The sequence below is a fragment of the Mesorhizobium sangaii genome (assembly GCF_014207355.1).
Taxonomy (GTDB): Bacteria; Pseudomonadota; Alphaproteobacteria; order Rhizobiales; family Rhizobiaceae; genus Mesorhizobium; species Mesorhizobium sangaii.
Map to the genome: position 1 here is coordinate 1,736,154 of NZ_JACHEF010000001.1, position 16,707 is coordinate 1,752,860.

Below are 16,707 nucleotides of genomic sequence, written 5' to 3' on the forward strand. Positions count from 1 at the left end.
TTAAACGCGAGAGCGAGCCATGATGCCTCTCGTATTCATCCCGAGACGATCTATCCAAAAGGGAAGTGAAACGGGCGTATGCGCAGCTGGGTGACAAGGTTCTGGCGCTCGCTTTCCGCCGGCGGCCTCGTTTTGGGCACGCTGTTCTTCGTCGCCTCGCTTACTCCGACGCTCATTCCACGCACGTACCTGACCCAAGGCGTGCTGTCCGGGGCATGTTTCGCCGTCGGATACGGCATCGGAGTCGCCTGGCGCTGGCTATGGACCTATATGGAACTGCCGGAACCGCGTGAGCGGCTTCTGCTCGCCCTCAAGATTTCTGTCGCGGCTGCTTGCGCCGTCATTGCCATACTGTTTCTGTGGTGGGCGGCGGAATGGCAGAACTCGATCCGTCGACTGATGCAGCTCGTACCCGTGACGAGCGCGCATCCGGTTGAGGTCTGCTTCATTGCGATCGCCACGTTCCTGGTGGTCATCGCGCTTGCCAGGCTCTTCAAAGGCATCTCCCGTTGGATTTCAGAAAGGTCGGGCCGCTTCGTCCCACGCAGGGTTTCGAAGGTGATCGGTTTCGCAGTCGCAATACTGTTGTTCTGGACGATGGCAAACGGCGTGCTCTTCCGCTACGTGCTGCACTTGGCCGATTCGTCCTTCGCGGCGGTTGACGCCCTCATCGAGCCGGACCGGCCGCAACCGGAATCTCCGCTCAAGACCGGCAGCTCGGCTTCCCTCGTCCGCTGGAAGGAACTTGGACGGGCAGGACGCGAATTCATCGCGACAGGACCCACCGCCGCCGAGATTCGCGCGTTCACGCACGCCGATGCGCTCGAACCTATCCGGGTCTATGTTGGGCTCGGGGCCGCCGACACGGCCGAGGAAAGGGCGCAAATCGCCCTCGATGAATTGAAACGCGTCGGCGCCTTCGAACGCTCCGTACTCGTCGTCATCACGCCCACCGGCAGCGGCTGGATCGATCCCGCTGCGATGGATACGGTTGAGTATCTCCACCACGGCGACGTGGCGAGCGTGGCCCAGCAGTACTCCTACCTATCGAGCCCGCTATCGCTGCTGCTCGAGCCGGAATACGGCTCGGAGGCTGCAAGGGCTTTGTTTGCCGCAGTCTATGGATACTGGACGACGCTCCCGCACGAGAGCCGGCCGAAACTCTATCTGCATGGCCTGAGCTTGGGAGCGATGAATTCCGAGAGATCGATGGAGCTTTTCGAGATGCTCGGTGACCCTGTCCAGGGGGCTCTGTGGAGCGGTCCGCCGTTCAAGAGCAGAATCTGGCGCAGCGTGACGGAGCATCGCAATGCCGGGTCACCGGCCTGGCTGCCGCAATTCCGGGACGGGTCCTTCGTGCGTTTCATGAACCAGAATGGCGACCCCGGTCCGCGGGACGCGCCCTGGGGCCCGCTGCGCATCGTCTACCTCCAGTATGCGAGCGATCCACTGACGTTCTTCGACTATAGCGATTTCTATCGCCGTCCGGACTGGATGAATGCGCCGCGCGGCCCGGACGTCTCGCCGGAGCTGCGGTGGTACCCGGTCGTATCGATGCTGCAGCTCGCCCTCGACATGGCCGTGTCGACCAACTCGCCGATGGGCTACGGACATGTCTTTGCGCCCGAACACTACGTCAATGCATGGCTCGCCGTGACTGATCCGCAGGGGTGGTCGGCCGACCAGATAGCGCAACTGAAGCAACATCTTGCCGCTCGCGCCAGGATGTGATCGCTGCTTGCGACGGCCGCCTCATGCGATTGTTTGGCCGGTCCGAAAGGCCGGTCGCGGCGGCGGATCTGCGACGAGGTCACCGCCTGATGCGGCGCAGGTCTACGACACGGCCATTGCGCGCGTTCAAGCCGATTTCAAACAGACCGGTGGCGCGGCGTGCCCGATAGACGAAAAGGCGCCCGCGGCAATCCACTCGCCGGACGTCCCAAAAACCACGGCTGCGCAGCAGCCTCTCGCCGTCTCGGCATGTGATCGCCCGGCCATTGTTGAGGCTGGTGCCGATATTGATGTTGATCGTGACGGCATGGGCGGGCGCCGGCAGAGCCAGCGGCACGACAAGACTGAGAACGAGACCCAGGCAAGCAAACAAGGGACGAGGCATGGAACTCTCCGTGACGTTGCTTTGGTTTCCGTAGTATCAGTTCCTCGAGAGGCGTATTGTCAAGGGACTTCTAGACTAAGCGGGCGGGGTCTGGATGGTCTTCGTCTCAAAAGGAGCCGAACGCGACCACCGCCACCAAGTAACCGACAACGCCGACCATGACGATGTCGAGATAGCTCTCCTTGTGCGTTGTGCCGCACACGGCAAGCAACATCACCACGGCGCCATTGTGCGGCAGGCTGTCGAGCCTGCCAAGCCGATCACCGCCATGCGGTGCATCACAAGTCGTGTGATACCTAACCCGGACAACTTCTGTGCTTGCGGCACAGAAATCATGCAAGCTTGCGTGTTCGGCGGCATACCAGTATTTTGAAGTCGCGGGGGATTTTCTGCAAAAAAGGCCCCATCATGTCGGACAAATCTGTAAAGGGCATTGATCGCCGCGATCTTCTAATGGCATCCATTGCAACGGTCGGCGCCGCGGCCGCCTTGGCGGCCAACGCCGGCGCCGCGAACGCCGAGGACTCGGCGACTTCCTCGTCCGCTCCGGCAGCGGGTGCGCCGTCAGCGACGATCTATGTCGGCGATGTGATCCAGGGGAAGAAAGTCGTCAGCACGCTCGACGTCAACGACCTGGAACCCGGCAAGAAGCACCTTCTGTATTTCCAGGGCGTGGAGATGCCCACCGGACAGCACTGGTATGTGTCCGTGACCGTCGCCAAGGGGGCAAAGCCGGGCAAGCGCGGCGTGCTGGTCAGTGGCGTGCATGGCGACGAGATGAGTTCCGTGCATACGATCCAGACCGTGATGAGCCAGCTCGACCCGGCGCAGATGTCGGGCACCGTGATGGCGGTCACGGACGTGTCCCGCCCGGCCATGGAAGGCATGCAGCGCAGATGGCCCAATTTCGGCAGGGGCACTGACTTGATCGATATGAATCGGGAATGGCCCGGGAACGAGAACGGTGTCACCGCGGCCAGCCGGCAAGCAGGGCTCCTGTTCAACCGGCTGCTCCGGCCGAACGCCGACTTCGCGATCGATTTCCACACCGGGACAACCGGATTCGATGTCGCGGCCTTCAACATTGGCGGCATGGATGTGCCCGAGATCAAGGCAATGCTGGAGCTTTATCCGGTCGGCCAGATCTTCGACAATCATGTGTATCCCAGTGTCCTGCACAACGCGTTCATCGACGCGGGCATTCCGTCCTTTTGTCCGGAGATCGGCGCTGCACGTGTCCTGGACCTCGAGATGATCTCCCTGTTCGTGGAAGGCACGATGAACGTCCTCAAGCATCACGGCATCGTTGCCGGCCCGATGGGACGTACGGGCAAGGACGTGGACGTCTTTGTCGGCAACAGTGCGTTCCCGATCCTGGCTACCGCCGGCGGGCTCGTCGAGCATCTGGTGAAGCTCAACGACAAGGTCGAAGCCGGACAGAAGGTGTCCATACAGCGCGATAGCTTCGGCGAAGTGGTTGCGGAGTACGCAAGCGGCGTGGCTGGAGAGATATCGGGCCTGCGCAGCGATGCAATGTCCGAGCCCGGCAATCCCTTGGCATTTATACTTTTCAACAAGCCGGGGCCGGAGGACGTTGGGGGCTACCCCGAGTGAGTTCACCCGTGCGAGCGAGCGTCAACGCCGGCTGCCGAAAGGTAGCGGGCTCTTTGCATATTAGGTGCAACTAATTTTTTGATGCCACGTTTCCACACTGGCCAGCTAAAGTCCCTACTGGCCATTTTTCGAAGCCCGTCACCTTTGCCCAAGGTGGCGGGCTTTTTGCGAACAGGATCGACCATTCGACCTTACGAATTTGTAAGGGGGTTTGGCTTGTGCTGAGTGGACGTTCGCAGCAGGATCGGGCGCCGGCAACACTGCCGGCAAATAGGCCCGGCCTGCAAATCCTGTGTCACCTAGACGAGCAGGTCGGGCTATCCGGGCCTGTTTGCGCTTCTCTAGCGGCGCGGCCTCAACAGCCTGGCCTCTCGTAAGAGTGACGGCCAATTGCTTTCGCCCAATAGGCTAATGGGGTCACGTGCCTGTTCTGCCGTGATGCCTGTTTCCCTGATCAAGCGTTGAATGACCGGGCTGTCCCTAGATTGTGGTTTACTGGGTCGTCGGCCATACGGACACGCTCTCTTGCAACGGCCAACGCCGCTATAGGGGATACGTTCCAGCCTCAGGGGGAATGGCTATTTCCGTACAATCCAGTCGAGAATATCGGGTTCGATATCGTCCAAATCGGTGAGTTCGAGCGCCAGAAGTCGGGCGTACTGGCGTCGGCCCTCTTCTGAGATGCGCCTTTCCACAACGGACTTTCTGAAGGCGCTGCGCACGACCTCGCAATCGAAAGCCGTCATCCTGTTGTCTGAATGGTCTTCTGCCATTTCAGCCTCCCCGTAGCTGGCGGAGCACCTGAGTTGGCTACCAAGCGTCCGTGTGCCGTAGAAGGCGGACGAGCTTGGAAGTGTACGCTTTCGGACAATTTATTGCGAGTCAAATCCCGCAAAGGAACCATGCCCCGTCGCTGTCGTTGGGGTCTTTCCATCGGCCAGGGAGGCTTTCATGATCCATCGACGCGTCGACAAGGAACGGATTGAGCGCGCTGATCGCGAATCGAAACTGGCGATCGAGGCTGAGCGTGTAGCGAGAGATGCCAAGACGGCGCGACTGCGAGAGCAGCGCCTTTCCGTCGAGGAATCTGCCAAGCAGCCCTCTCCGGTCAAACGTCGTCGAACGGCCGCCAAGAAGCCAGGTCGGAAGATTATCGAGGTCGACTAGCGCAATGCGCAGTTTAAATATGCCCATAGTTTAGGCAGCGCGGGAGACGTCCAAATCAAATCGCAGTGGCCAGTGCGGCCTCGCACCGGCCATTTAGAGATCACCGAAACGCCAAGATCCCTACATCGTGATCGAGACATACGACAACAGGTAAAGGATCGCCATGGTCGCCGTCGCGAGTATGACCCATACGCCCAAGCTGCTCATGCTTCCTCGCTTCCCCTAAGGTGAGGATTGCGCCAGTCGAGCGCAAGCGCAAGCCGCCCTGGGTGCGTTGTCCACTCCTTTTTGGAGCACTAGCTCTGGCGGCGGCGCTCCGCGCCCAGCGTTGCACAAATTAGCCGGTGCTTTCTGAATTGCCGGTGCTGCTGCCGAAGGGATAGGGAAACGCGGGTCCGCTTCCGACCCGCATTGCCGCGCCGAAGCTGGACCTAGACTAAGGGTTAGTTGCAACCCGCCACGAGCATCCCAACTTTATAGGGCGGACCTACCCGTCCGAGAGAATTTGCTGGTGTTTTGCGCTGCGTACATGAGTAGAGATCATGAGAAGTCTAGCTCGCACCGCGACGGTGATTGCGTCGATAGCTGTGGCTATCGTTCTGACCTTTATGGCAGCTAAAGGGTTTGAGCTATCGGCGCCAGATCCGATCGTGGCTCATACCTTCGAGAGGAACATCTGAGGCGCTACGCTAGGGGCGCTGACTTCCTCAGCCTCAGCCTGCCATCATGCACAATGACGAGAAATGACGCCCCAGGACTACGATCCTATCTCGTTGGAATGAACAATGTCGGGCAGAACGCGCGGTGGGGCTCTCGTTTGGTCTAGCCATGAATTAAATGAAACAGAAGTTTCAATACGGGAATGACGATTATCAATATTAATACGACAATGTGAGAGCGCTTTATATCCACGTTTTTCGGCCCGGGCAGCGCGTTGCCGGTCCAGACTTTGTTGTAAAGAGCCACCGTCCCAAACATTCCAACAAGGACGAGGAGTGCCAGCGGGAGCGCGTACGGCTTGAACCAAGCAGGAAAGAACGGTCTGCCGATCAAAAGAGGGAAAATCACCATGCTGGCAACAAGCACGATCGCATTGCGAAAGTCGAACCGTCGGAAACGTTCCATCTGCCCCTCCCAAGAACTCTTCAGGGACAGATAAACCAAGGTCAACAGCTATTTGCCACGCAAAATAAGATGAACGGACGGGCTTTTCGTATGGCTAGCACAAGCAGCGGATAGAGAGCCATGCCGGCCATCAGGAGGCCGGCGGCCTTGCTTATCATATCGCGCTGCCTGTAGCGCCACATCCGACCCTGCGGGTCGACCGCACCAGCCGGAAGGCGCTGTCGACGTCGATCGAAGTTCTGATCGGCATGTGAGACGACCTCTCGCCGGATCCTGACCTAGAAGACTCGGCCGGCGACGAATACACGCTTGGATGGCCAATCAGGGGGCCGCATTCGGCCGGCACTGACAACACCGACCGCGAAGGCGATTTCACCGACTTCGAGGACGGCGGCGATGATGAGCACCCGCTCCGCTGGCAGGCCGAAGGCGCCCAAGACCATCTGTCACGGGGAACCGAGGGCGAGGCCGAACTCGGCACAACGGAGGAGATCGACAGCAAAGCCGCAACCTGATGACTGAGGGCTGGTTCTGCTCCGATGGCGAACCTGATCTCGGTTGCGACGAGAATGCCCGCAAGGGCTATCAGAAAGGCGATACCGGCGACGATCGCGAGGGCGGCGATGAGCATGGTTGCAAAAACCGTCTTGCCTCGATGTCGGTTCTCCCAGCTAGCGCCGCGAGAGTGCCAGCGTGGACAGCCGCGACGGCCCGCGTCCTTGGAATGAACTACCCGAGAGTTTGACTGGCGAGCGCATAGGTCACCGGTGTGGTTGCATCGCCGACGGCAAAATCGGCGAGGCGTTTGCCCAGCGACATGGTGAGCACCGTGTCGAAAACCGGCATTCCGCTGTGTGCCAGAAAGGCGGCGAACTCGCCATTGTCCATGTGGGTATCGATCCGCAGGAAAGACCCCGAATGGTCGGCCACGTGCGGCCGCACGATCGCTACAGCGTCGGCGTCGCTCTCCGCCACGACGGGCCCCACGACATGGCCCCGCCCGAACGGCCGACAGAGCGCGAAAGCGTTCAGCTTGTCACCCTTGAAAAGACCATAGCCGGCCGAGTGCGCGAAAAGCTTTTCGATCAGCGCCGCCCGCCTCACGCCAAATCCTGCCGCGTCGAGCGCGATCGCAGCGGGAATATCCCCTGCGTCCAAAGTCCGGACATCGCCTCGACTCTTTGCCGGCCTACCCGTCGTTTGCATGCGGGCGATGCCCTGGCATTGATAGACGGTCTTCTCCGGCTGGAAGTCGAGCGAGAGATAGAGCCGCCTTGCCGCGCGCGTTGCATTGAGGCGCAAGTCGCAGCCGACGACGTTTTCAAAGACCCGCTTCATCAGCCATTGCCCGGCCCCCAGCGTCTGAAGTCGTGGCGAGGTGATGACCATGCCCACGGTTGCGAAATCGGCACCATGCGCGAACCACATGGCCGAACCGAGAACCCGGCCGATCTCATCGAGCGCCACGAACCCCTCTCCCGATTCGCGCAGGAATTGCCAGTCCTCGGCGCGATGCGGCCATCCCACGGAGAGCGAGAGCGCATGCAACCGGTCCAGCTCGACGCTTTCGATGTCGCCGACGCGCATCGAGAAGGTATCGATTTTCAAGCTTCCGGACGGCTTCAATTCCATGCCCCCTGCAAGATTATCGTACCAGAGGGCGACGCACCGATGGCCACTCTCTGCCCCTGCCAACGCTAAACAAGCAGACCGGTACGATTTGCTCGAAAGCCGCGCACCAACGCTAGATTCAACTGAAACACTTCCGCTTTCGGCACGCAATCGCGAAAGAACGCGCACATCCTCTCCGGAAATCTAGCAGCGTATGGTCGACGGATCGATCCCGGTGGACCCGAAATGCTTTGAGGGCTGGAATGGACGTCTTCGACATCCTCGACCGTCTTGTCGCCTTTCCATCGGTCGCAGGCAAGCCGAACGGTGATATCGCCGGCTGGATCGAGGCCTATCTCGCGGAGCACGGCACGCAGGTCACCGTGCTGCCGGGGCCCGAAGGCGACCGTTCCAATCTGTTCGCGACGATCGGCCCCGCCGATGTCCCGGGCTACATCCTGTCCGGCCACATGGACGTCGTTCCCGCCGGCGAGCCGCAATGGAGTTCGGCTCCTTTCGCGCTGCGCCGGGAGGGCGCGCGACTCTACGGACGCGGCACCACTGACATGAAGGGGTTTCTGGCCGCGGCGCTCGCGGCCGTACCCGCGCTGACGGGACTGGGCCTGGCCAGGCCAATCCACCTCGCCTTCTCCTATGACGAGGAGGTGGGATGCCGCGGTGTGCCGCATTTGATCGCCCGCCTTGCCGAACTTTGCGCCAAGCCGCTCGGTGTGATCGTCGGCGAGCCGAGCGGCATGCGCGCCGTGCGCGGCCACAAGGGCAAGGCGGCTGCCCGCGTGACGATCAACGGGCGCTCGGGCCATTCCTCGCGGCCCGATCTCGGCCTCAACGCCATCCACGCCATGGCCGGTGCGCTGAGCACGGCCGTGAGCGAAGCCCAGCGGCTGGCGAACGGTCCGTTCGACCCTGCCTTCGAGCCGCCCTACTCCTCGCTGCAAGCGGGCGTGGTGGCGGGCGGACAGTCGGTCAACATCATCCCCGACACCTGCACACTGGACCTGGAGGCGCGCGCCATTCCAGGCGTCGACCCGGCCAGCCTGCTTGCGCCGGTAAGAGTGCGGGCAGAGGACCTTGCGGCGCAAGGCTTTCGGGTCGAGTGGACGCCGATGAGTGCGTATCCGGCGCTGTCGCTGCCGCAAGACGCGGCACTGGCGGGACTGCTGCGCGAGTTGACAGGCGAGGTGCCGCTTGCCGCCGTCAGCTACGGCACGGAGGCCGGACTTTACCAGGCTGCCGGGGTCGATGCGATCATCTGCGGACCGGGCGACATCGACCGCGCCCATAAGCCGGATGAGTACATTCTCACCAGCGAGCTCGCCGCCTGCCAGCGATTGATCGAGGCGCTGGGCGCCCACTGCGCGGCTTGAAGGGGAACCGGAATGACATTCCTGTTCAATTCCGATGCGCGGCGCGGGACGATCTTCGCCGAAGCCTTCGTCAAAGAACTGCCGGACGTACCCTTCACGATGGATGCCGCGACGGTCGATCCCGACGCGGTGCGCTATCTCATTACCTGGACCGCGCCAGAAGACCTCGCGCGCTACAGGAACCTGGAGCTCCTGTTTTCCATTGGCGCCGGCGTGGACCAGTTCCGCCTCGATACCTTACCGGAACAGGTGAAGATCGTGCGCACGGTCGAGGAAGGTATCGTGCGCATGATGCAGGAGTATGTGACGCTGGCCGTGCTCGCCCTGCATCGCAACCTGCCCGCCTATCTGGCACAGCAACGCGCCGGCGAATGGCGTGACATCCCACAGCTGCAGGCCGGGTCGCGCCGGATAGGCGTGCTTGGCCTCGGGCAACTCGGCCAGGCCGTCCTCGACCGGCTGAAGCCCTTCGGTTTCCCGCTCGCCGGCTGGAGCCGCTCGCCACGGCAGATCGAAGGCGTGACCTGTCATCATGGCGAACTTGGGCTGGGGGAGATACTCGCGGCCAGCGACATACTGGTCTGCCTGCTGCCGCTGACCGAAGACACGCGCGGTTTCCTCGATGCCGACCTGTTCGCGAAACTGCCCAAGGGCGCGGCGCTCGTCCACGCGGGCCGAGGGCCACAGCTTGATCATGAAGCGCTTCTCGTCGCGCTGAACAGCGGCCACCTTGCGGCGGCGATGATCGACGTCACCGATCCCGAACCGCTGCCCGCGGGCCATCCCTTCTGGTCGCATCAGAAGATCATCCTGACCCCGCATGTCGCCAGCGTCACCCAGCCCGCGAGCGCCGCACGCGCCGTCATTGAAAACATCCGACGCCACCGCGCCGGGCTCGACCCCATCGGGCTCGTCGACCGGTCGCGCGGCTATTGAAGTCCAACCTGAAAGGCCGTCCTTTGTCCCTGCTCAAAACCGTCGATACCAGCCCTGCCTTCCCGCCGCGCGAATCCCGGGCGCAGCCCGGGCGGGTGATAGCCGGCGACCCCGCCTTCAAGACCTGGGCACAGGACGCCGCCAAGGACGATCTCGTCCATACCGGCGTCTGGGAAGCGACGCCGGGAGAGACGCGCTCGATCAAGGGCGAGACTTTCGAGTTCTGCCACATCCTTTCGGGCGTGATCGAGATCACGCCAGACGCCGGCGAGACGGTGACCTACCGCGCCGGCGACAGCTTCGTGATGAAGCCCGGCTTCACCGGTGTCTGGAAAACCATCGAAACGGTGCGCAAGATCTACGTCACGGTAGGGTAGTGGGTCTGCGCGAGCCGGCGCCGCCGCAACAGATTTTGCCGTCCCTCATCGCCAGCACGCAACAATCATCCGCGACCGATCTTCGAACGATGCATGCTGCGCTGTTGCCCGCGCTAGGGTCCTCCAGAGCAGCTGAGAGTGGGCGCCCATGGGCTTGAGCTTCGACCCGGATACCGTCTCCCTTCCCGTCGGCCATTTTATCGGCGGGAAGCTGATCGCGGCCGAGGGTGCGATCGAGATGCGCCGGCCGTCGGATGGCAAGACATACGCCGCCAGCCCCGTGGCCGGCGTCGATATGGTCGACCATGCGGTGGCGAGCGCCAAGGCGGCGCTGAAGGCCAGCAACTGGGGCGGCGTCCGGCCACGCGAGCGCACCAGGGCACTCCAGGCCTGGGCCGACCTGATCGAGGCGGAAGCCGAAACGCTGGCCAGGATCGAGGCGCTGTGCTCCACCCGGCCAGTCGGCCAGCTCGTCGCCGGCGACATTGCCATAACCGCCGAGCAGATCCGCTTCTTTGCCGAATTCGCCGACAAGGAAGGCAGCGAACTGGTGCCGACCGACGACACCAGCCTCGGCATGATCATCAGCGAGCCCTATGGCGTGGTCGGCGCGATCACGCCCTGGAATTTTCCGATCTCCATGGCCGGCTGGAAGCTCGGTCCGGCGCTGGCCGCGGGCAATGCGGTGGTGCTGAAGCCGTCGGAAATGACGCCCTTCTCGGCCGTCTATATGGCAGAGCTCGCCGTCAGGGCTGGCCTGCCGGCAGGGCTGATCAACGTGGTGCTGGGCGACGGTCCGACGACCGGTACGGCGCTGACCGGACATTCCGAGATCGCCAAGGTCTCGTTCACCGGCTCGACCCGCGCCGGCTCCGCCATCATGGAGAACGTCGCCCGCACCGGCGTCAAGCCGATGACGCTGGAACTCGGCGGCAAGAGCCCTCAGATCGTCTTTGCCGATACCGACCTGGACAAGGCGGCGACGGCGATCGCCGGCAGCGTCACCTTCAACGCCGGCCAGGCTTGCGTCGCCGGCACGCGGCTGATCGTCGAGAGGAGCGTGGCCGACAGGCTGACGGCCACGATCCTGGAGAAGATGAAGGCGGTACGGCCCGGCCCGACCTGGGACGACGCGACGCAGTATTCGCCTGTTATCTCGGAGCGGCAGCGGGCGCGTGTCGACGGCATCGTGCGCGCCGCGATCGAGGCCGGCGGCGAATGCCTGACCGGCGGCTGCGTCATGGACAGCCCAGGCTATTTCTACGAGCCGACGCTGATCGCAGATGTCGACCAGGCCAATCCAGCGATCGTCGAGGAGATCTTCGGTCCGGTCCTGACCGTCCAGACCTTCAAGACCGAGGACGAGGCGCTGGCGCTGTCCAGCCACCCGACCTACGGACTGGCTTCCGGCCTGTTCACTTCAGACCTGTCCCGCACCGTCCGCTTCGCGCGCAAGCTCGAAGCGGGCACCGTCTGGGTCAACCGCTACAGCCGCTCGCGCGACCATATCCTGCCGACCGGCGGCTACAAGCGCTCCGGCATCGGCAAGGACCTCGGCCGCGAGGCCTATCTCGCCAACCGCAGGACCAAGAGCGTCCTGATCAGCCTGTGAAGAGATGCCGATGAAGTCCTACTCGATCGCCCTGATCCCCGGTGACGGCATCGGCCGCGACGTGACCGCCGCCGCCTGGACGGTACTGGAAACTGTGGCCAAAAACTTCGGCTTTGCCTTGACCGGAACCGAGTTCCCGTGGTCCTGCAAATTCTACAAGGATACGGGCCGCATGATGCCTGAGGGCGGCATCGAGACCTTACGCGGCTTCGACGCCATCCTTCTCGGCGCGGTCGGCTGGCCGGCGGAGGTGCCGGATTCCGTTTCGCTGCACGGCCTGCTGCTGCCGATCCGCAAGGCATTCGTGCAGTACGCCAACATCCGGCCGCACCGCCTGTTGTCGGGCGTCACCGGACCCCTGCGGGCGGAAAACTTCGACATATTGTGCATCCGCGAGAACACCGAAGGCGAATATTCGGGCGCCGGCGGGCGCGTGCATCAAGGCACGCTGGACGAGGTCGCCGTGGAGACATCGATCTTCACCCGTGCCGGCGTCGAGCGCATCCTGCGCTTCGGCTTCGAACAGGCGCGGTCGCGGCGGCGCAAGCTCGCCTCCGTCACCAAGTCCAACGCGCAGAAATACTCGATGGTGTTCTGGGACGAGATTACCCGCAAGCTGGCCGCAGAGTACTCCGACGTCGAAGTGACCAGCTATCATGTCGACGCGCTCGCCGCGCGCATGATCATGGCGCCGGAGAGCCTCGACGTGGTCGTCGCCTCCAACCTGTTCGGCGATATCCTCACCGACATCGGCGCGGCAATCCAGGGCGGGCTCGGTTACGCCGCCTCGGCCAACATCAATCCCGACCGCTCGGCGCCGTCCATGTTTGAGCCGGTGCACGGCTCGGCACCCGACATCGCACATCTGGGCATCGCCAATCCGATCGCCACCATCTGGTCCGGCGCCATGATGCTCGATCATCTCGGCGAAAAGGCCGCGGCCGGCCGCGTCACGAAGGCGGTCGAGGCCGCAACCGCCAGAGGCATAGGCACCATTCCCGGCAAGGATCGCACCGACGCCATCACCCACGCTGTCGTCGCGGCGCTCATCTGATTGCAAGGTCGTTTTCTATGAAAAACCTGAAAGACAAAAACCTCTTCCGCGAAGCCGGCCTGATCGGCGGTGAATGGGTCGCGGCCGGCTCTGGCAGGACGGTCGATGTTGTCGATCCGGCGACCCAGGCGGCGATCGGCGCTGTGCCCGACATGGCTGGTCCGGAGACCCGTTCGGCCATAGAGGCCGCCGCTTTCGCCTATGGCGACTGGAAGAAGAAGACCAATGCCGAGCGCGCCGGTCTCTTGGAGGCCTGGCATGGCCTGATGCTTGCGCATCTGGACGATCTCGCGCTGATCCTGACGACAGAACAGGGCAAGCCACTGGACGAGGCCAGGGGCGAGATCCGCTACGGCGCGTCCTTCGTCAAATGGTTCGCGGAGGAGGCACGCCGCATCAACGGCCACACCATCCCGTCGCCGACGCCAGACCGGCGCATCATCGTGCTGAAGGAGCCGGTCGGGGTGTGCGGCATCATCACGCCGTGGAACTTTCCCAACGCGATGATCACCCGCAAGGTCGCGCCGGCGCTGGCCGCCGGCTGCACGGTGGTGATCAAGCCATCCGAATTCACCCCCTTTTCGGCGCTGGCACTCGGCGTGCTTGCCGAACGCGCGGGCATCCCCGCCGGAGTCATCAACATCGTCACCGGCATGCCGGTCGAAATCGGCAACGAAATTGTGGCGAACGAGACCGTCCGCAAGATCTCTTTCACCGGCTCGACGCGGGTCGGTTCGCTGCTGATGCGCGGGGCCGCCGATACCGTCAAACGGCTCAGCCTCGAACTCGGCGGCAACGCGCCTCTCATCGTCTTCGACGACGCCGATCTCGATCTCGCCGTCGAGGGCGCGCTTGTCTCGAAGTTCCGCAACGGCGGCCAGACCTGCGTCTGCGCCAACCGCATCCTCGTCCAGGCCGGAGTCTACGAAGCCTTCGCCGCCAAGCTTTCGGCTCGCGTCAACGCCATGACGGTGGGGCCGGGCACGCAGCCCGGCGTCGCCATCGGGCCGATGATCAACATGGCGGCGGTCGAGAAGATCAACCACCACGTCGAGGACGCGCTCGCCAAGGGTGCTGAGATCATCACCGAGAAACCGGTGCTGCCGGAGGGTGCTCAGTATGTCGCGCCGCTGGTGCTGACCGGCGCCACGAAGGACATGCAGCTCGCCGCCGAGGAAACGTTCGGCCCGGTCGCGCCGCTTTTCCAATTCGAGACGGAAGAGGAGGCGATCACGCTCGCCAACGGCACGCCCTATGGGCTTGCTTCCTACTTCTACACCGAGAACCTGAAACGCGCCTGGCGCGTCGGCGAGGCGCTGGAGTTCGGTATGGTAGGCTTGAACACCGGCTCGGTCTCCATGGAAGTCGCCCCCTTCGGAGGCGTCAAGCAGTCCGGCCTCGGCCGTGAGGGTGCGCAGGCCGGCATCGAGGAATATCTCGAGATGAAGAGCTTCCACATGGGCGGGCTGGGCTGACAGCCCGGCCGGCCCGGTTCGACGATCACTGGATACGGTCGAGTGCCTTGTAGTAAAGGCCGACCATCGGCAGGAACCAGGGCTTGCCGGAATAGCCGGGAATGGAAGGCCACTCCAGCCCCTTGAGTGGATTGCGGTCCTCCCGGCCGAGCATGGCATCGGCCAGGATCATGCCGAGATGGGTGGAAAGCTGCGCGCCGTGGCCCGAATAGCCCATCGCGTACCAGACACCGTCATGGTAGCCGGCCCGCGGAAAACGGTCCTTGGTCATGTCGACCAGCCCGCCCCAGCAATAGTCGATCTCGACCTTGGCGAGTTGTGGGAAGATCCCCGCAAGGCCTGCCTGCAATATCTGTCCGCTCCTGGCATCGGAGCGCTGGTCCGATGTCGCCGAGAAGCGGGCGCGACCGCCAAAGATCAGGCGCCTGTCCGGCGAAAGCCGGAAGTAGTTGCCGATGTTCATCGATGTCACGCATGTCCGGTTGCCGGGCATGGTCGCGGCGATCTCGGCATCGCTCAACGGCCGCGTGGCGATGATGAAGCTGCCGACGGAGATGATCCTGCGGCGGAAATAACTGAAATTCGGCGTGGTATAGGCGCCGGTCGCCACCAGCACATTGTCGGCGCTGATCCGCCCGCGAGGGGTTGTCAGCTCATGCCTGTTGCCGGCCTGCTTGCGGTCGGTCACCGCCGCGTTCTCGTGGATCACCGCACCGTGGCGGGCGGCGGCCGTGGCCAAGCCTGCCACATAGCGGCCCATATGCATCATGGCGCTCTTCTTCGACAGCATCGCGCCGTGGAAGGGCGAGCCGATCTCGGACTTGAGATCTGCCGCCGACAGCAGCTCCGTATCCGGATCGACTTCGGCATGGAGGGCTTCGAAGTTGCGGGCGATCGCTTCGAAATGCTGCGGCTTGGAGGCGAGCTTCAGCTTGCCGGCGCGGCGGAAGTTGCAGTCGATGCCTTCCTCGGCGACCAGCGCCTCGATGGTGTCGACGGAGTCATCCAGCGCCCGGTAGAGCGCGATTGCGCGTTCCTTGCCGAGCTCCGCCTTGGCCGAGAGATAGCTGTGGGCGAGGCCGTTGTTCAAGTGCCCGCCATTGCGCCCGGATGCGCCCCAGCCCACCCGCTCCGCCTCCAGCACGGCCACCTTGGCGCCGGCCTTCGCCAGTTGGCGCGCCGCGGCAAGACCGGTGAAGCCGGCGCCGATGATGGCGGCATCGTAGTGCCCCTCGACCGGGCCTTGCGCCCCGCCGGAAAAGACAGGGGCCGTGTCGTGCCAGTAGGAGACGAACTTCATCGGCAATCCGCCTGTTTCAGAGACCGACCACGCCTGGAAGACCCGAAATGTCTGATATCTCGACATAGCCATAGTACGGGTTGGCCGGTTCGTGGCCACGGTTGACCCAGACCTTGTTCTTGATGCCAAGATCGTGCGCCGACATCAGGTCGTAACGGAACGAAGACGAACAGTGGAGGATATCCTCCGGACCGCAGCCCAGCATGTCGAGCATGTATTCGAAGGCTTGGAAGCGAGGCTTGTAGGCCTGTGCCTGCTCGGCCGTGTAGACGCCATGGAACGGCGCGCCTAGCTTTTCGACATTGGACATGATCTGCGTATTCATGGCGTTGGACAGGATGACCAGCGGAATCTCCTTGGCCACCTTCGCCAGGCCGGCCGGAACGTCCGCGTGCGGTCCCCAGGTCGGGACACGCTCATAGACCATCCTGGCGTCGTCAGCGCTGAAGGCGACGCCATTGCGCTTGCAGGAGCGCTCGAGCGCGTTGTGAACGACGTCGGCATAGGGCTTCCAGTCGCCCATGATCTCGTCGAGCCGATACGCCGCGAAGTTCTTGATGAACTCCTGCATGCGCGGTTCGTCGAGCCGGCTGCCGTAGAGGTCGCGCGCCGCTTCCGCCATCTGGAAATGGGTCAACGTGCCGTAGCAGTCGAAGGTGATGTATTTGGGCCTGAAGGAAGCCATGTCCGTCGATCTCCGGTGGAAGCACATCCGCGCTGGGATGTATTTCATCATAGGACGGCTGGCGGCGACCCACCTGACCGAAATCGCCCTCCCGAAAGCAGAAAGTTCCGTATCCACCATCCGGTTTGGCACGCTGTAGCATCCGCCGTGCCCAAGCGGCGCCGTGCGAGGCGTGAAGCGCGTCCGCCGTGGAGGGTGCCAGCACAAGATGCGGCGCACGCCTCGCGCTACGGCGAAAGATACTGTC

General features: G+C 63.1%; 16 protein-coding genes and 1 pseudogene. 10 read left to right on the plus strand and 7 right to left on the minus strand.

The genetic code is table 11. The features are described 5' to 3' along the window. Positions 1-78 precede the first annotated feature (78 nt). The gene (locus HNQ71_RS08210) at positions 79-1,731 is read left to right on the plus strand and encodes an alpha/beta hydrolase (protein ID WP_184872027.1); all 1,653 of its coding nucleotides are present in this window, start codon (positions 79-81) and stop codon (positions 1,729-1,731) included. 79 nt (positions 1,732-1,810) lie between these two features. Here the strand turns inward: HNQ71_RS08210 and HNQ71_RS08215 are convergent, their stop codons facing one another. Continuing rightward, complete coding sequence (locus HNQ71_RS08215; RefSeq protein ID WP_184872028.1) at positions 1,811-2,116, minus strand: hypothetical protein; 306 nt, start codon at positions 2,114-2,116, stop codon at positions 1,811-1,813. Between the two features lie 106 nt (positions 2,117-2,222). Next, positions 2,223-2,398, minus strand: a pseudogene (locus HNQ71_RS08220) (GntP family permease); the annotation flags it as partial. Positions 2,399-2,524: 126 nt separating this feature from the next. On the opposite strand from HNQ71_RS08220, the gene HNQ71_RS08225 reads away from it, so the two are divergent. Then, positions 2,525-3,730 (plus strand): M14 family metallopeptidase, encoded by a 1,206-nt coding sequence (locus HNQ71_RS08225; protein ID WP_184872029.1) that lies wholly within the window; start codon positions 2,525-2,527, stop codon positions 3,728-3,730. Positions 3,731-4,308: 578 nt separating this feature from the next. Here HNQ71_RS08225 and HNQ71_RS08230 read toward each other — a convergent pair. Then, positions 4,309-4,503 carry a hypothetical protein gene (locus HNQ71_RS08230; RefSeq protein WP_184872030.1) on the minus strand — a complete coding sequence of 65 codons (195 nt, stop codon included), beginning with the start codon at positions 4,501-4,503 and terminating at the stop codon, positions 4,309-4,311. Positions 4,504-4,681: 178 nt separating this feature from the next. Between HNQ71_RS08230 and HNQ71_RS08235 the strand changes: the two genes are divergently transcribed. After that, on the plus strand, positions 4,682-4,897 hold the full coding sequence (locus tag HNQ71_RS08235; protein ID WP_184872031.1) for a hypothetical protein: 216 nt from the start codon (positions 4,682-4,684) through the stop codon (positions 4,895-4,897). Positions 4,898-5,719: 822 nt separating this feature from the next. Here HNQ71_RS08235 and HNQ71_RS08240 read toward each other — a convergent pair. Both HNQ71_RS08240 and HNQ71_RS08245 read right to left on the minus strand, forming a co-directional pair. Then, positions 5,720-6,022 carry a hypothetical protein gene (locus HNQ71_RS08240; RefSeq protein WP_184872032.1) on the minus strand — a complete coding sequence of 101 codons (303 nt, stop codon included), beginning with the start codon at positions 6,020-6,022 and terminating at the stop codon, positions 5,720-5,722. 729 nt (positions 6,023-6,751) lie between these two features. After that, positions 6,752-7,654, minus strand: coding sequence for a GNAT family N-acetyltransferase (locus HNQ71_RS08245; RefSeq protein WP_184872286.1), 903 nt, complete (start codon positions 7,652-7,654; stop codon positions 6,752-6,754). A gap of 242 nt (positions 7,655-7,896) precedes the next feature. Between HNQ71_RS08245 and argE the strand changes: the two genes are divergently transcribed. The 6 genes from argE (at position 7,897) to HNQ71_RS08275 (ending at position 14,475) form a co-directional block, all read left to right on the plus strand. Next, complete coding sequence (gene argE, locus HNQ71_RS08250) at positions 7,897-9,021, plus strand: acetylornithine deacetylase (protein ID WP_184872033.1); 1,125 nt, start codon at positions 7,897-7,899, stop codon at positions 9,019-9,021. 12 nt (positions 9,022-9,033) lie between these two features. Next, positions 9,034-9,957 (plus strand): 2-hydroxyacid dehydrogenase, encoded by a 924-nt coding sequence (locus HNQ71_RS08255; RefSeq protein ID WP_184872034.1) that lies wholly within the window; start codon positions 9,034-9,036, stop codon positions 9,955-9,957. Positions 9,958-9,980: 23 nt separating this feature from the next. Further along, the gene (locus HNQ71_RS08260; RefSeq protein WP_184872035.1) at positions 9,981-10,334 is read left to right on the plus strand and encodes a cupin domain-containing protein; all 354 of its coding nucleotides are present in this window, start codon (positions 9,981-9,983) and stop codon (positions 10,332-10,334) included. 148 nt (positions 10,335-10,482) lie between these two features. Continuing rightward, positions 10,483-11,946, plus strand: coding sequence for an aldehyde dehydrogenase family protein (locus tag HNQ71_RS08265; protein WP_184872036.1), 1,464 nt, complete (start codon positions 10,483-10,485; stop codon positions 11,944-11,946). A 10-nt stretch (positions 11,947-11,956) separates the two neighbouring features. Further along, positions 11,957-13,000 carry a tartrate dehydrogenase gene (locus tag HNQ71_RS08270; protein ID WP_184872037.1) on the plus strand — a complete coding sequence of 348 codons (1,044 nt, stop codon included), beginning with the start codon at positions 11,957-11,959 and terminating at the stop codon, positions 12,998-13,000. A 17-nt stretch (positions 13,001-13,017) separates the two neighbouring features. Beyond that, a complete protein-coding gene (locus tag HNQ71_RS08275; protein WP_184872038.1) occupies positions 13,018-14,475 on the plus strand; it encodes an NAD-dependent succinate-semialdehyde dehydrogenase in 1,458 nt (485 codons plus the stop codon). A 25-nt stretch (positions 14,476-14,500) separates the two neighbouring features. Here the strand turns inward: HNQ71_RS08275 and HNQ71_RS08280 are convergent, their stop codons facing one another. Further along, positions 14,501-15,775 (minus strand): NAD(P)/FAD-dependent oxidoreductase, encoded by a 1,275-nt coding sequence (locus HNQ71_RS08280; RefSeq protein WP_184872039.1) that lies wholly within the window; start codon positions 15,773-15,775, stop codon positions 14,501-14,503. Between the two features lie 16 nt (positions 15,776-15,791). Beyond that, on the minus strand, positions 15,792-16,460 hold the full coding sequence (locus HNQ71_RS08285) for a haloacid dehalogenase type II (protein WP_184872040.1): 669 nt from the start codon (positions 16,458-16,460) through the stop codon (positions 15,792-15,794). Between HNQ71_RS08285 and HNQ71_RS08290 the strand changes: the two genes are divergently transcribed. Next, entirely contained in the window at positions 16,459-16,599 is a 141-nt protein-coding gene (locus HNQ71_RS08290; RefSeq protein ID WP_184872297.1) for a hypothetical protein, read from the plus strand. The genes HNQ71_RS08285 and HNQ71_RS08290 overlap by 2 nt on opposite strands. The last annotated feature ends 108 nt before the right edge of the window (positions 16,600-16,707 follow it).